The organism is Ponticaulis sp., from assembly GCF_029210165.1.
Taxonomy (GTDB): domain Bacteria; phylum Pseudomonadota; class Alphaproteobacteria; order Caulobacterales; family Hyphomonadaceae; genus Ponticaulis.
On record NZ_JARGNT010000001.1, the window covers coordinates 637,448 to 651,845 of the forward strand.

A 14,398-nucleotide genomic window follows, 5' to 3' on the forward strand; every position below is an offset into this window, starting at 1 on the left:
AAGGAAACAGTAATGCTGAAACCTACTCTCCTCGCGCTTTCCATGAGCGCTGCTTTCGGACTGGCTGCCTGCGAACAGGGCGCGTCCACAACGAGCCCAGCGCCGCGCATGGAAGCCACACCCGCGGCCGATCCATCCGATCCGTGGGCGACTTACGCGAATGACGGCTGGGACCATGAAGGTGAAGCCGTCAATGTCATGGAATCAGGCCTCGAATACATCGTTCTCACAGCTGGCCCGGAATGCGAATCCAACGTCAACAATGACGACATTGCGCTCGCTCACTATGAAGGTCGCCTCGTAGACGGCACGGTGTTTGACTCGTCTTTCGCGCGCAACCAGCCGTCTCAGTTTCCAGCAAACCGCGTCATTCGTGGCTGGACTGAAGCTCTCGGCATGATGTGTCCGGGCGATGACTGGCTTCTTTATATTCCGTCCGAGATGGCATACGGCCAGAACCCGCGCCCAGGCGGCCCGATCAGCCCGGGTGACGACCTGATCTTCCGCATCGTGCTGCTCGACGAAATGAACATGACCTCCAGCTATGAAGCTGACATCTGGTCAGGCGAAGCGTTCAACTAAATTGCTATCATTCGCCGGCAGCGCCTTACCGGACGGCGAATGAATTACCCCCATAATAACTCAAAGCGGGTGGTTGTCTGTCCCAACAGGCTTCCACCCGATTTGCATTCAGGCGGCGCGAGTCGCTCTCCAGCTGGTCATCCCGCTCTAGCATGTAGAGTATATAGACCTGCTCGCGATACTCACTGACCGCAGGTGCGGGCGTAAAATCGCGTCGGCGTTCGGGGAAACGCTCAATGCCCGGCACCACCTCAGGGAAGCCCGCAACCGAGCCAGCATTGCGCTGATCCAGTTCCGCAAATGCGGTGTAGAGCCAGTATTTGGAATTATACGTCGACTCATATGGCGAGATGATTTCGCGGCGCCCCTGAACATCAATACCGGCAGCGCAGGTCATTGAATAGAGAAGTGATGGCAGAGTGAGCGACAGGCCCAACCCCTCCAGGCTTTCCTGCGTCAATGCTTCATAGCGTTCGCGAACGCCCGGCTCGTCGCGAACCGCCTCATAAATTTCATCATAGGCCGCGCGCTGTTCGGGCAGATACAGGCCACGAAACGGGGAAATGCTTTCGCGGGACGTATCCTGTTGCGACATATCAAGTTCACGCGGCTCATCGGAACTTGCCATGGCGCGGATGGAAGACAAAGACGACACGGCTGCACTTGGTTCGGCAGGCTCGCTTGTCGCAGTTTCAACAGGCGCTGGCGCAGGCTCTTCAGCTGCGCATGAAACCATACCGGCGCAGATTGCAGCCGCACATAAAGCTCTAAAACCTGACACTCCAGCCCTCCCCGATTAGGCTGGAACTTTATGTGTGATTTTGCGCAGGTGCAATCTAAACGGGCGCTATCCGTTTTCTTCGGCTTCAGCCTGCTCACGGGCAATAATCAGGGCCGCAATGTCAGCTTCATAGGTTTCAAGGCAGCTGTTCAGCTCTTCCTGAAGGGCGTCACGGTCAGCGCTTTCAAGCAATGCGTCGCGCATGAGGAAATAGTTCAGATAATGCCGTGTCCGCAGACGGTTTTCTTCAGCTTCAAGCGCGCGGCGATGGTTGAAACGGTCAAGCGCTGTTCCGTTCTCCTGCAAACCGACCATCTGCGCTTCGAACGCCTGAAAGCCTTCGCTTTCCATATCGTCTGCGGTGATAGTGATCGAAAGCTCTGTAAAATCAATCGCATGATCAAGCGCCACATGCGGGACAAGCACGCCCAGACGTCCCAGAACGTCAGCCGATACCGCGCATGACATCATCGTCTGATAAGACTCAAAGCTTTTGCCCGGGCGCACAACCGGCAGGCTCTCGCGCGTCGCAGCAAGCGAACGGGAAAGATAATCATCCTCAGCACGCGCATCAGCCAGCAAGCCGTTCAACAGGTCGCGCTCATATATCGTGTAATCGAGCCCATATTTGAACGGGTCGATATTTTGCGCTGCGGCTTCTACAGCATTCGGATCAACAACATCCACGCGCTCTTCATTCAGACTGTCCCGCAGCCCTGATAAAGTGCGGATATTTTCGACGCCCGCACCTTCGGCTTCGGTTGGAACATCCGAACCACCACAGGCGTTCAGCACCAGAAGGGAAGCAATAAAAAGAGGGATGGCGGTACGCGTCATTCTGAATTCCTGATTTGATACTTAGTTACATAATGCCGGGCGTGGATTTCTTCCAGAAAGAACTACACATCGCCCAAATCAAAAAAATGACGCCTGCGTCATAGTTTTTAGCATAGAGCTGTGATATAACCCTCTCAAAGACCTATTCGGGGAGAAGAAAAATGGCAGATACCGCCTCTGAAGTTGCTGATACTCAGGAAGAACGCGATTGGCGTCTGGATCGTAAATACGTGATCCCTGGCGGCCCTGTCCGCCCTGCAAGCTCGCTCGACCTTTCTGATCTTGATATCTCGGATCCTGAACTCTGGCGCCGCGAATCCTACTGGGACCGTTTCGCCCGTCTTCGCGATGAAGAGCCGGTCCACTACTGCTCAGAGAGCGCGGTTGGCCCATACTGGTCCGTTACACGCTATGAAGACATTATGGCTGTCGACACAGACCATAAGCGTTTCTCTTCTGCGGGCGGCATTACGCTGGTTGACCTGGACGAAGACTTTTCGCTTCCGATGTTCATCGCGATGGACCAGCCAAAGCACGACGTTCAGCGTAAGACAGTTCAGCCAATCGTGGCACCGGACAATCTGCGCAACTTCGAAAGCCTGATCCGCGAGCGCACAGCTAAAGTGCTCGACAGCCTGCCAGTTGGCGAGCCGTTCGACTGGGTCGACACCGTTTCTATCGAGCTGACAACTATGATGCTCGCGACACTGTTCAACTTCCCGTTCGAAGATCGTCGCAAGCTCACACGCTGGTCTGACGTTGCGACTGGCCGTGAGAACCCTGAGATTTGCCCAGGCGGCGAAGAGCAATGGCGAGCAGAGCTGATGGAATGCCTCGGCTATTTCACAGAGCTCTGGAACCAGCGCGTCAACGCGAACGAGCCAGGCAATGACCTGATCTCCATGCTGGCAACCGGTGAGCACACCAAAAACATGGAGCCGATGGAATATCTCGGTAACGTCATTCTGCTCATCGTGGGCGGTAACGACACGACCCGTAACTCCATGACGGCGTCTGTGCTTGGCATGAACCTGTTCCCGAAGGAATTCGACAAACTGAAAGCCAATCACGATCTGATCCCGAGTATGGTCTCTGAGATCATTCGCTGGCAGACACCGCTTGCGCACATGCGTCGTACGGCTCTTGAAGACGTCGAGCTTGGCGGCAAGACGATCAAAGCCGGTGAGAAAGTTCTCATGTGGTATGTGTCCGGCAACCGTGACGAGCGTCATTTCGAGCGCCCGAACGATATCTGGATTGATCGTCCAAAAGTTCGCAGCCACCTGTCCTTCGGCTTCGGCATTCACCGCTGCGTGGGTAACCGCCTCGGCGAAATGCAGCTGAAAATTCTCTGGGAAGAGTTCTTCAAGCGCTTCGAAGACATCATCGTTGTTAAAGATGCTGTCCGCACACCAAGCTGCTTCGTGAAGGGCTATACGGAAATGATGGTTGAACTGGTGCCGAAGAAATAGTCGCCAGATAACCTTCAACACATCACAAAGTGACCAATCGCGGCCTCAATCGGGCCGCGATTTTTTTATGCCCTACACCCTCCATAAAATTAGCAAGAAGGACTCGGAACATGACTTCCGACGTTAATGGAGAAGGGCAAACCCTGACACCCCAAAGCGTTTTCAACGCGATACCAAAACGATCATCTGGCATGAAGCTTTTGCTTGTCTGTATGCTGGCGCTGCTAATGGCCGTGCCCGCCATGTTTATTTACCAGATCGTCTATGACCGAAGCGAGAGAGCGCAAGAAGCAATTGAACAGGTTGGACAAAGATACGGTGGCCCACAAACCCTAATGGGACCGACACTTTTTGTACCCTACTCGATCGAGACAACCGATGAAGAGGGCAACTCAGTCCAGGCTACTCGATATGCTCAAATCCACGCTGAAACGGGGTCCGCATCGGGCAATATGAGCGCGGAAACAAAGACAAGTGGGATCCACGAAATTCCTATTTACTCTGCCGATGTGAGCTTTCAGGCCGAGTTCAGCCGACAACGCGTGCTGGATGTTCTTCCCGAGGAGGCGCTACTCGACTGGAGCGAGGTCCATATGCTGATCGGCCTGACAAATCCACGCGCAACAACCGGCACAATGCAAGCAGAACTGAACGGCACGCCCCTTCTGGTCGAACCATCATTCTCTCAGTCAAGTGGCATCACCCTCAGTCGCGATCATCGATACCTGATCTCTGCATTGCCGGGCCAGTCAGAAGATCAGGACCGGTTCTGGATCAATGCACGGATTTCTTTCACTGGCGCGGAACGAATATCAATTGCTCCCTTCGCGCGTGACTCTGTGATCGAGCTACGTAGCGATTGGGACGATCCGCGCTTTGAAGGCGTTTTTCAGCAAACGCTTTATCAGCCCCATGCTGAAGGAAACGGTTTCACGGCGCGCTGGGAAGTCCCTTATCAGGCTAGAAGAATTGCAGGTTTTCGCACGGACGTGAGTAGCAGAGGCCTCATGTGGACAGATCAGGTCATTGGGGTCCGATTGGTGATGGCTATGACACCCTATCAGAGCGTAGAGCGCGCTCTGAAATATTCGGTGCTTTTTATCGGCTTTGTTTTCCTTGCGTATTTCCTCATGGAGATCACCAGCAATAAAAGAGCGCACGCGGCGCAGTATATTCTGGTCGGACTCGCACAATGTATGTTTTTCCTGCTGCTTCTCGCACTGTCAGAAAAGATCGGCTTCGATCTCGCATTCCTGTTTGCCGCAATGATGACAGTTTTAATGACCGCGTTTTACGCCATGAGCGTCTTCAAAAGCCGCCTATATGGGCTTCGGGCAGTAGGGATATTCACTCTGGTCTATACAACCATATTCGTTCTGATGCGGATGGAAGACTTTGCGATGCTGGCGGGAGCCTTCTCCGGCTTCCTCGCAATCGGCGCGACAATGTACTTCACCCGCGATATTGACTGGTATGGCTTAACCGAACCAGCTGAAGCGGGATAATCGGTTCTTAGTTATCGGGCTGTGTCATGTGCGCAGCCCGATACTCTGCAAAGGACTGATCCGGATTATCCCCCAGCTCATAAGCGACATAGTTCTTCAGCTCTTCAGTCACGAGCTGAACGTCTCCGGCCAGATCTTCAGGCTGGATGGGTTCGCCAGCCGTCATTTCAAAGCGGGAGCCTTTCTTGTTAAGCAGCTCATAGAACAGCGTAATATCGCGCAGCTCTCCGGAGACCTTCGACAGGAAGTAAAACAGCCAGGAATTTCTGGCATTCACATGAACAGGGATGATCGGGCATTTCTGCTTGCGAGCAAGCGTCGCCACGGTCTGAAACCATGGACGCTCTGTCAGGCCATCTTCTTCCATGGCAGCCAGACGCCCTGAAGGGAAAATAACAACGCATTTTTCGGCTTCGAAGGCTTCTTTTGCGCGGCGCAGTGTTTCTTTCGCTTTGGCGGGAGAGCGTTTCTCGGCCACCCATTCCACCGGAATAATGACGTCGACCATGCGCGGGCTGACGCGGATCGCATCAGCATTCGCAAAGAAGAGAATATCGCTGCGAATACGCTTCAGCGCCTCCCACATGGCGACACCATCGGCGAGCCCTGTCGGATGGTTTGCCGCGATGATTACGCGCCCCGTTGCCGGTATCCGGTCGAATTGATGCAAATCGAGGCCGATATCGAGGTCTTCCACCAGAAAATCGAAGGAATCCCGCCCACGTAGTTTTTCAATATAGTCTGCCATTTTCACGGCGCGCCGATAGCCCAGCATGCCAAACAGGATCGGACGCAGAAACGGCCAGCTCCAATGGCCAGCAAAACTCGGACAGCGCTCTTCAATAAGCACATCCACGATGTGAACATCGTCACGCTCGGCGTCAGGAAGAAAGAGGGCCGTATTGTCTGTCGTCTTTTCGCTGGATGTCATTGCCGGGCGCCTGAATGAAACTAACTGGGCTATCAAGAGCCTGTAATTATTTCAAATTGTCTGAATCGCGTCTGAAAAACGTTAACGCGAATCGTGATCCTCATTAAGTGTTAACGCGCCCCAGCGCCGAACCGGTAACAATTTATTGCTGATGCGCTAACGAGTAGGCTCCATCGGGTTTCCACGAAAACTATTCATTTCGCTGTCGTAATAATACCCAAGAACCCGAAATGACGGGCATTTCGCGACTGTTTTGTCATCTACCGACCGCTGAAGCGACATTTTTATTCCGGCACCGCAACGGTTTATCCTTAATCATTTAACCAAAAAAATTAACCTGGCTCGCATAAACTTTAACGCGAGGAGAGCGTTAAATTTACTTTCCGGAAAGGGTCTTGAGGCAAACTCTCCGTGTTATTGAGGATTTGACCTGTTTGTCAGGTGTAGGGGTTGAAAATGAAAGTGTTATGGGTCGAAGACCATCATCGCGCTCAGGAAATGCTTATGGTTGCCGCAACAAAAGCAGTCCGTAAGCGTATTCAACTTGATCTCGTTATTGCCGCGAACCTGATGGAAGCGGAACGCCGTATCCGTTACGAACAGTTCGATCTGGTCGTTCTGGATCTTCGCCTTCCGGACAGCTTCGACGAAAGCATGACGCTGACGCGCGTTGCCTCTATGGGCAATTTCCGCATGGCCGTCGTCTCTGCCAGCGAGAACCGTGAAACAGTCGCACAAGCAGCTATTGCTGCAGGCTGCGATTGCGCACCAAACGCCGTTGCGAAAGAAGACCTTCCGTTCAACCGCTTTATCCAGCGTCCGGAAGAGTTCTACGAATTCCTGCAAAGCCTTATGCCACAGGCAGAGCCGCAAGCCGCCTGAAAGCAAGGTGACGGCTCGTCAGACAGCTAAACCTGTCAGGACCCCGGGGACGCGAAACCTCCGGGGTTTTTTGTGTCTTGATTTCGGGCAAAGGCGCAAAACAGCCTGACCGCAAACAAACTTTTTTGATTCCCGCGGGTTTAACCACTAAGTGAGGTGCAACGACCTGCCGCACTGCTCAAATCTGCCGGAGACGCCCTAGCGTGGAAGACTTACTTACATCGCGCGCAACCCTGATTTTTCTAGTTGCGAACATCGCCTTGAGCGTCATGGCCTTCTCAAACGACGGATTGATGCGCTGGGGCATTCTGAACACGCGCGCTGTTCTACAAGGTAAGGACTATCACCGCCTTCTGACATCGGGCTTTCTGCATGCTGACCCGACGCACTTATTCGTCAACATGCTCACGCTTTTCTTCTTCGGCCCCGTAGTTGAACGCGTGCTTGGAAGCCAGAGTTTCTTCCTGATCTATCTGGGTGCCCTACTCGGCGGCAATCTGTTTGCGCTCTGGCGGCATAGAAGCGACCCGAACTATATGGCGCTGGGCGCTTCCGGGGCTGTGTCTGGCATCATCTTCACCTTCTGCCTCTTCGCGCCATTTCAGCTGCTTTATGTGTTTTTCTTTCTCCCGCTTCCGGCAGTTGTATTCGCATTGCTCTACGTGGCTTACAGCATTTACGGCATGCGCGCCGCGCGGGATAATATCGGCCATGATGCGCATCTCGGCGGCGCTTTGATTGGTATCGCAATCGCTATCCTGCTTCATCCAGAGCTCTTAAGCATCTTCATCGGCCAGATCACGCAGGCGCTGGAGGCTTAATGGGCACTCTGTATACAGAATACGAGGCTAAAACGGCCAGCGGCGCCATAGAGTTTGACGCCGCACAGGCCGAGGTCGCCCGCCTTCTGGATGACCTTCAGGACCGTATTGAAAATCGCGGCAAGAAGGGCTGGTTCTCAAAGCCGAAGAAAGTTCGCGGGCTATATCTCTGGGGCGGCGTCGGGCGTGGCAAATCCATGCTGATGGACCTCTTCTTTTCGACCACGAATGTCGAACACAAACGCCGCGTCCACTTTCATGATTTCATGCAGGAAGCCCACGCTTTCATCAATGACTGGAAAAAGCTCACACCGTCAGAGCGCCGCGCTTCGGGCTGGGCAGTTAAGGGCGGCGTAGACGACCCGATCCCGCCAGCCGCCAAAAAGTTTGCTGCCAGCGCCGAACTCCTCTGCTTTGACGAGTTTCAGGTCAAAGACATCGCCGATGCCACGTTGATCGGTCGCCTGTTCGAGCACCTTCTCGCCCGTGATGTGGTCGTCGTCGCGACCTCTAATCGTCCGCCCGATGATCTCTATAAGAACGGACTAAACCGCCAGCGCTTCCTGCCTTTCATCGAACTTTTGAAAGACACGCATGACGTTCATGAAATCCGTTCCGACCGTGACTATCGCCTTGAGCGCCTGACAGCGGCGCCTGTCTATTACTCTCCGCTGGGCCCTGAAGCAGATGCGAGCATTGATGCCGCCTGGGAACGCCTCACCTCAGGTGCAGAGCCACACGAAACACATCTGACGGTGCATGGCCGTGAATGGCGCATCCCCGCGCAGGCAGCTGGTGTTGCCCGTATGAGCTTTGAGGAGCTGTGTGACAGGCCGCTCGGCGCCGCCGACTATCTGTCACTTGCCCGCCATTTCGACACCGTACTCATTGAGCACGTGCCGATCCTCAGCCCGGAAAACCGGAACGCCGCTACGCGCTTTATTACTTTGATTGATGCGCTCTATGAAGCGCGCGCCAAGGTGATTATTTCTGCAGAAGCCGAACCGAATGAGCTTTACGTCTCAGGCGATAGCGCGTTCGAATTCGAGCGGACTTCATCGCGCCTGTTTGAAATGCGCAGCGCTGATTACCTCGCCGCTGAGCGCATCACCGAGCCGGAAGAGAGCTAGTCAGCCTCGATCACGCTGATGATCACCGGCAACAGGCCCGTTGCCATAACCTCTACACCTTCGGCAGTCGGGTGAAGTCCGTCCCCCAGCAAGAGAGACGGCGTATTCCAGACACCGGCCATCAGGTCTGGATATAGAGGTACGTCATAGGCTGCAGCAAGCGCCGGATAAATCGCCGCATATTCAGCCTCAAGGCTATCATCCGCGCCTTCAAATCGCGGCGACAGGCCAGCCAGGATGACTTCAATCCCGTCTTGCTGAGACTGTTCGATAAGGGCTGAGAGATTATCCCGCGCAAGGCTGGACGGCAGGCTGGAGAGAAAATCATTCGCTCCGAGCGCAATCACCACGATATCCGGATCAGCCGATGTCACGCTCCAGTTATAGCGGGCGCGTCCCATTGAAGTGGTATCACCGGAAACACCCGCATTGATCACTTCGACCTCATAGCCGGCCTCGGTGAGCTTTCGCTCGACAACGGACGGCAAGGCGGCCGCATCGGGCAGACCAAAGCCTGCGGTCAGGCTGTCGCCGAGCATGACAATCACCTGCTCATCATCTGGGGCGACGTCCGCAACCGTAGCGGCCTCAGTAGCTGAAGCTGGCGGCTCCGCAGGAGGCTCATTCTGGGCAGAACAGCCTACCAGTAGCAAAACAGACATCACGAAAGCTTGAAAACCCATTTGCTTCACCATCTTCCCTGACTTTCCTGCCATTCGTATGCTCCATATAGGTCATTCCAACCAAACCGTGATCGGAGCGCTCCATTGGCTGAATCTCTGAACCTGCATGATGTAAGGCTGACGCTGCCTGCGCAATCCGGTCCGGTCGAAATTCTCAAAGGTGTGAGCCTGAAAGTCGAGCCCGGCGAGTGCGTAGCAGTGATTGGTCCATCAGGATCTGGCAAATCTTCGCTTATCTCCATTGCGGCAGGGCTTGAGCGCGTCACATCCGGCAAAGTCGAACTTCTGGGAACCGACATAACAGGAATGAGCGAGGATGCATTGGCTCGCCTGCGAAGGGGACGCGTCAGCCTGATCTTCCAGTCCTACCATTTGCTGCCGACAATGACCGCGCTCGACAATGTGCGCGTGCCACTCGAGATCTCCGGCATTGACGGCGTGAAAGAGAAAGCAACGAAGCTGCTTCAGGAAGTCGGGCTTGGCGACCGGCTTGATCACTACCCCGGCCAGATGTCCGGCGGGGAGCGTCAACGCGTTGCCGTCGCCCGAGCCCTCGCCAGTGATCCCGAAATCGTTTTCGCCGATGAACCGACGGGCAATCTCGATGGCGATACCGGTGCAGGCGTCGCGGACATGCTGTTCGATATCGTGCAAAAGCGGAAAACAGCGATGGTTCTCGTCACCCATGACCGGGAACTTGCCAAGCGCGCTGACCGCATCGTCACCATGCGCAATGGAAACCTCGAAGCATGAGTGCAGCCTGGCGCATCGCGATACGTGAGCTGTCCGGCGGGCTGAAAGGCTTCTGGATTTATCTTGCTTGCATCACGCTTGGCGTTGCAGCCATTTCATCTGCCGGTTCGGTGACGGAAGTCTTCACACGCGGCCTTGCGGGTGAAGCCCGTATGCTACTCGGCGGTGACGCCATGTTTGCCGTCAACCAGCGCAGGCTGACAGACGAAGAACGCGCCTACGCGGAAAACCTTGGCGACGTCTCTGAAAAGATCACACTGACGGTGATGGGCACTGCCGGCGATCTACGCCGCCAGGTCGATCTGACCGGTATAGATGATGCCTTCCCGCTGGTCGGGGAGATGGAACTGTCCGGCGATACCAATACGACATTCGGCCAACGGGGCGAACTATGGGGCGCGGCTGTCAGCCAGAGTTTTCTGGACCAGTTTAATGCTGCCATCGGTGACGAAATAAATCTTGGCCCGGTACGCGCGGAAATTCGCGCCCGCCTTGACCGCTTGCCCGACCAGATCGGAACGCCCGGCTCGTTCGGGCCTGAAGCGGTGGTCAGCATTCGCGCGCTCGAAGCGGCAGACAGGCTTGGTGTCGGTCAACTCTTCCGGACACGTCTGATCGTCAGTGCCGATGCTGAACTGCCCATTCGGGAATTGCGCGAAGATTTTGATGAATCCTTCCCCGAAGCCAATGTGCGCATTCGCGGACCTGAGAATGCCGTTGATGGCTTGCAGGACCTGCTTCAGACATTGAATGATTTTCTGTCGATCATCGGGATCGCAGCCCTGATCGCGGGCGGTATTGGCGTCGAACAGGCAACAACCTCCTTTTTGCAGTCACGTACCTCCGCCATTGCGGCCTTAAAAGCGCTCGGCGCTGAAAGTGGCCTTATCCGTACTGCCTACACCATTCAACTTGGAGCGCTCGCCCTCCTCGGTGGTGCGCTGGGGCTCATCATAGGTGCTGCAGCACCTTATATCATGGTGAGCTTTGCGGGTGATCAGATTGCCCTCCCCCAAGCGCTGGCCATCTATCCGATACCTTTAATCACGGCGCTTGCGCTTGGCCTTCTGAGTGCTGGCTTCTTTGCAATTCCTGCGATTGGCCGTGCACGTGCGACACCGCCATCCGCGCTTTTCCGAAACCTCTCTGAAGAAAACCGCACACGAACGCCGCTGCTGGAGCGCAGCCTGTCGCTCGCCTGTCTTGCCGGATTTGTCTTGCTATCCACGCTTAGCAGCTCTCGCCCGATGATCACGCTCGCGCTTCTGGCAGGTACGGCGATTATCTGGGGCGCTTTCCTGCTCACGGCGTGGCTGATCAAACGCGCCGCAAAGCCCGTGGCAGACAAATCGCGCGGCCTGACGCGGCTCGCCTTTTCCAATATTTCAGGGCCCGGCTCTCTTGCCAGCGCGATCGTTCCGTCTCTCGGAATTGGGCTCGCGCTATTGTCTCTGGTCGTCGCTGTACAGGCCAATCTGCTCCGCCAAATTCAGGAAACAGCGCCCGCCAACGCGCCGTCTCTGGTCTTCACCCAGATTCCGGGCGATCGCGCGGAAGATTTTGACCAACTCATATCAGGCTTCGGCGTGGATATTGACGATAGCGATGCCTATCGCCGTGCGCCCTTCCTGCTCGTCCGCATTACCGAGCTCAACGGCGTTACAACTGCCGACGCAAACATTGCAGAGAGTGAGAGATGGGCGGTTCGCGGTGAAACCAATGTAACCTTCCTCGGCCCCGAACCCGAAGGCGGGGAAACAGTCGAAGGTGAATGGTGGGCGGAAGACTATTCCGGGCCCCTTCTGGTTTCAGTCGAAGAGGGCGCGGCGCGCGGTCTCGGCCTCTCTCCCGGATCGACCCTTGGCCTTCGGGTATTCGGCCGTGATCTCACCGCAGAAGTCGCCGCGATCCGCCGCGTGGAATGGGGCACGTTTGATATTGGGTCGAACACAGCTTTCATCTTCTCGCCCGGCACCCTGGAAGCTGCAAACCCGTCCCATGTCGCCATTGCGCGAACAGAAGGCAGCGAGGACCGCGCCCTGATAGCAGCGCTGAAAGATGATTTTGCTGGCGTCGTCGTATTCGAAACACGTCCTGCGCTGGAAGCGGCATCCAAAATCTTCGACGATATTGCCCTCGCCGTGAACGCGGCTGCCAGCGTCGTCACGATTGCGGGCCTTCTCGTACTGATGGGGACGCTTGGCGTGATGACGCAGAAACGCGCGGTAGAAGCAGCATTATTGAAAACCTTTGGCGCCGCACGATCTCAGATATTTCAGCTTTATGCCTTAGAGTTCAGTATAGCCGGCGGCATTGCAGCGATACTTGGTGCACTCATCGGCATTGCGGCGGCTTACCCGATTATCGTAAGTGTATTCGAAGCGCGCTGGTCCATACCTTACGGGCCGGTTGGCGTCATTCTTATCGCGGCGCTTGGTATCTCAGTTCTGGGTGGCCTGTTCGTCGCGCGTAGTGTTCTGGCCAAGCCTGCAGCTCGCGTTCTGCGCGACGCGTGACCCTGAGGTTTTGTGAACAAGTCCTTACGCCGACACATCAACTTCCGTTAACAGGCCTGCCAGTTTTTTAAACGCATTTATGAGAGTATACTCGCTGACAGGAAACCGGCTGAACATATAGAACAAGGCCGTGCGAGGGATTTATGACAGGCATGAAGATGTGGCGCACAGGATTAGCGGGCGGTTTGGCGCTCCTACTTGCAGCATGTGGCGGCTCGGTTTCCGAGGGCGTTATGGAAACGTATTCCGGCTATGCCGCTGCGGTCAGTTCAGGTCGCGGCTATGACGCAACCGAATACGTGTCCGAAGCGACAATCGACCGTTTTGAAACAATGCGCCAGATTGCACTCTATGGCCCGGAAAGTCAGCCATCGCTTGGAATCCATGACGAAATCGCGGTCTACTATCTTCGCAGCGAATTCGACGCCTCACACCTTCAGCGCCTTACCGGCCGCGATATCATGAACATTCTGGTGTCCGCCGATCTCATCGGAGAAAACGGCTTCCGCAATATTGAAGCTGGTGAGGTTGTTGAAGCCGGTGATAATCGCGCTTCACTTCCACTGCGTGACACACGCTCTGGCGCTAACTATTCACTCGATTTTGTACGAGAGAATGGGGAATGGCTGGCGGATCCCCGCGGCTTCCGGAATCAGCGCGACCAGCGCCTTGAAGGACGTATTCGCGAGTTCAACGGCAATCGCAGCGAAGTTATCAATGAACTGCTCATCGTGCACGGCGCGTCTGACGGTTTGACGGCAGAATTATCAAACCCGCTGCTTCGGCAGAACTAAAAATTCAGATCAATCTGAAGCGTTTAACCCATTTCAGCTCCCGGCTGCAAAAAGTTCAGTTTTTTACAGCTGGGTGTATGGATTAATATGCCGCATTTCGTCTAACACACCGCAACCCTATTTTGTGTGTGTAATTGGGCGAAGAAAAATGACCGCGATAGATAAATATACAATTGAGCTTGAGAAGACCCTCAAAGGATTCAGCGCGCTGGCACAAGACACGCGCCTTCGAACTTTCTGTCTACTTATGAAAGCAGGTCCGGACGGTCTGCCGGCTGGTAAAATCGCGAACACCCTGGACGTCACCCCGAACAAGCTGACTGCACATCTTAATGTGCTGACAGACGCTAATCTTCTGAACGTTGAACGTCAGGGTCGGCACATGATCTATTCAGTTAATCGGGATGAGATCGCGACTTTGATGCGTCGCTTTACCGAGAATTGCTGCGAAGGCGCACCAGAATGCGCGGGCGAACTCGTCAGCGAGGCCTGAGCCCCGCCCTCAATATCAAAAGAGTGAATGGTTCTGCTGCAGCACCAGCCACAGGCTTGTGCCCAGCATGGTTGTCAGCAGAGTCATTGAGACGGAGCGTTTCAGCCAGTTTACCTGTCCCATTTTGAGTGACTCCTTTTGCCGTTCCTGAAATACAAACCCGCTTGCAGCAGGCTGGTTCCCCGAAATTCAGAACATGCAAGCGCTGCGCCAGTTTA

The 14,398-nt window shown here is 55.0% G+C and carries 14 protein-coding genes; 10 read left to right on the forward strand and 4 right to left on the reverse strand.

The genetic code is table 11. The annotated features are described in order from the left end of the window. Positions 1 to 12 precede the first annotated feature (12 nt). Positions 13 to 582: an FKBP-type peptidyl-prolyl cis-trans isomerase gene (locus tag P1U45_RS03215; protein ID WP_301057467.1), complete on the forward strand. Its 570-nt coding sequence runs from the start codon at positions 13 to 15 to the stop codon at positions 580 to 582. A gap of 25 nt (positions 583 to 607) precedes the next feature. On the opposite strand, the gene P1U45_RS03220 is transcribed toward P1U45_RS03215, so the two are convergent. Further along, entirely contained in the window at positions 608 to 1,363 is a 756-nt protein-coding gene (locus P1U45_RS03220) for a hypothetical protein (protein WP_301057468.1), read from the reverse strand. A gap of 66 nt (positions 1,364 to 1,429) precedes the next feature. Next, positions 1,430 to 2,200, reverse strand: coding sequence for a hypothetical protein (locus tag P1U45_RS03225; RefSeq protein ID WP_301057469.1), 771 nt, complete (start codon positions 2,198 to 2,200; stop codon positions 1,430 to 1,432). A 161-nt stretch (positions 2,201 to 2,361) separates the two neighbouring features. Between P1U45_RS03225 and P1U45_RS03230 the strand changes: the two genes are divergently transcribed. Next, positions 2,362 to 3,672: a cytochrome P450 gene (locus P1U45_RS03230; RefSeq protein WP_301057470.1), complete on the forward strand. Its 1,311-nt coding sequence runs from the start codon at positions 2,362 to 2,364 to the stop codon at positions 3,670 to 3,672. Positions 3,673 to 3,863: 191 nt separating this feature from the next. After that, complete coding sequence (gene creD, locus P1U45_RS03235; RefSeq protein ID WP_301057471.1) at positions 3,864 to 5,177, forward strand: cell envelope integrity protein CreD; 1,314 nt, start codon at positions 3,864 to 3,866, stop codon at positions 5,175 to 5,177. A gap of 7 nt (positions 5,178 to 5,184) precedes the next feature. Here creD and P1U45_RS03240 read toward each other — a convergent pair whose 3' ends face one another. Further along, a complete protein-coding gene (locus P1U45_RS03240; RefSeq protein ID WP_301057472.1) occupies positions 5,185 to 6,108 on the reverse strand; it encodes a 1-acyl-sn-glycerol-3-phosphate acyltransferase in 924 nt (307 codons plus the stop codon). A 456-nt stretch (positions 6,109 to 6,564) separates the two neighbouring features. Between P1U45_RS03240 and P1U45_RS03245 the strand changes: the two genes are divergently transcribed. The 3 genes from P1U45_RS03245 to zapE all read left to right on the forward strand — a co-directional run bounded on the left by P1U45_RS03245 (position 6,565) and on the right by zapE (position 8,941). Next, complete coding sequence (locus P1U45_RS03245; protein ID WP_293607584.1) at positions 6,565 to 6,990, forward strand: response regulator; 426 nt, start codon at positions 6,565 to 6,567, stop codon at positions 6,988 to 6,990. Between the two features lie 203 nt (positions 6,991 to 7,193). Continuing rightward, on the forward strand, positions 7,194 to 7,811 hold the full coding sequence (locus P1U45_RS03250) for a rhomboid family intramembrane serine protease (protein ID WP_301057473.1): 618 nt from the start codon (positions 7,194 to 7,196) through the stop codon (positions 7,809 to 7,811). Further along, positions 7,811 to 8,941, forward strand: coding sequence for a cell division protein ZapE (zapE, locus tag P1U45_RS03255; protein WP_301057474.1), 1,131 nt, complete (start codon positions 7,811 to 7,813; stop codon positions 8,939 to 8,941). The genes P1U45_RS03250 and zapE overlap by 1 nt, the downstream gene beginning before the upstream one ends. On the opposite strand, the gene P1U45_RS03260 is transcribed toward zapE, so the two are convergent. Next, complete coding sequence (locus P1U45_RS03260; RefSeq protein ID WP_301057475.1) at positions 8,938 to 9,624, reverse strand: arylesterase; 687 nt, start codon at positions 9,622 to 9,624, stop codon at positions 8,938 to 8,940. The two genes, zapE and P1U45_RS03260, sit on opposite strands and share 4 nt — an antisense overlap. Before the next feature lie 84 nt (positions 9,625 to 9,708). Between P1U45_RS03260 and P1U45_RS03265 the strand changes: the two genes are divergently transcribed. The 4 genes from P1U45_RS03265 (at position 9,709) to P1U45_RS03280 (ending at position 14,180) form a co-directional block, all read left to right on the forward strand. Then, on the forward strand, positions 9,709 to 10,377 hold the full coding sequence (locus tag P1U45_RS03265) for an ABC transporter ATP-binding protein (RefSeq protein WP_301057476.1): 669 nt from the start codon (positions 9,709 to 9,711) through the stop codon (positions 10,375 to 10,377). Next, positions 10,374 to 12,893, forward strand: a complete 2,520-nt coding sequence (locus P1U45_RS03270; RefSeq protein WP_301057477.1) for an FtsX-like permease family protein — start codon at positions 10,374 to 10,376, stop codon at positions 12,891 to 12,893. Before P1U45_RS03265 ends, P1U45_RS03270 begins: the two co-directional genes overlap by 4 nt. A 143-nt stretch (positions 12,894 to 13,036) precedes the next feature. Further along, positions 13,037 to 13,687 (forward strand): hypothetical protein, encoded by a 651-nt coding sequence (locus P1U45_RS03275; RefSeq protein ID WP_301057478.1) that lies wholly within the window; start codon positions 13,037 to 13,039, stop codon positions 13,685 to 13,687. A gap of 148 nt (positions 13,688 to 13,835) precedes the next feature. Further along, a complete protein-coding gene (locus P1U45_RS03280) occupies positions 13,836 to 14,180 on the forward strand; it encodes a metalloregulator ArsR/SmtB family transcription factor (protein WP_301057479.1) in 345 nt (114 codons plus the stop codon). The last annotated feature ends 218 nt before the right edge of the window (positions 14,181 to 14,398 follow it).

Coding starts and splice junctions, on each gene's coding strand:
- P1U45_RS03225 (WP_301057469.1), bottom strand. CDS start 2,200: ATGACGCGTACCGCCATCCCTCTTTTTATTGCTTCCCTTCTGGTGCTG.
- P1U45_RS03270 (WP_301057477.1), top strand. CDS start 10,374: ATGAGTGCAGCCTGGCGCATCGCGATACGTGAGCTGTCCGGCGGGCTG.
- P1U45_RS03245 (WP_293607584.1), top strand. CDS start 6,565: ATGAAAGTGTTATGGGTCGAAGACCATCATCGCGCTCAGGAAATGCTT.
- P1U45_RS03275 (WP_301057478.1), top strand. CDS start 13,037: ATGACAGGCATGAAGATGTGGCGCACAGGATTAGCGGGCGGTTTGGCG.
- P1U45_RS03280 (WP_301057479.1), top strand. CDS start 13,836: ATGACCGCGATAGATAAATATACAATTGAGCTTGAGAAGACCCTCAAA.
- zapE (WP_301057474.1), top strand. CDS start 7,811: ATGGGCACTCTGTATACAGAATACGAGGCTAAAACGGCCAGCGGCGCC.
- P1U45_RS03215 (WP_301057467.1), top strand. CDS start 13: ATGCTGAAACCTACTCTCCTCGCGCTTTCCATGAGCGCTGCTTTCGGA.
- P1U45_RS03260 (WP_301057475.1), bottom strand. CDS start 9,624: ATGGGTTTTCAAGCTTTCGTGATGTCTGTTTTGCTACTGGTAGGCTGT.
- creD (WP_301057471.1), top strand. CDS start 3,864: ATGAAGCTTTTGCTTGTCTGTATGCTGGCGCTGCTAATGGCCGTGCCC.
- P1U45_RS03230 (WP_301057470.1), top strand. CDS start 2,362: ATGGCAGATACCGCCTCTGAAGTTGCTGATACTCAGGAAGAACGCGAT.
- P1U45_RS03240 (WP_301057472.1), bottom strand. CDS start 6,108: ATGACATCCAGCGAAAAGACGACAGACAATACGGCCCTCTTTCTTCCT.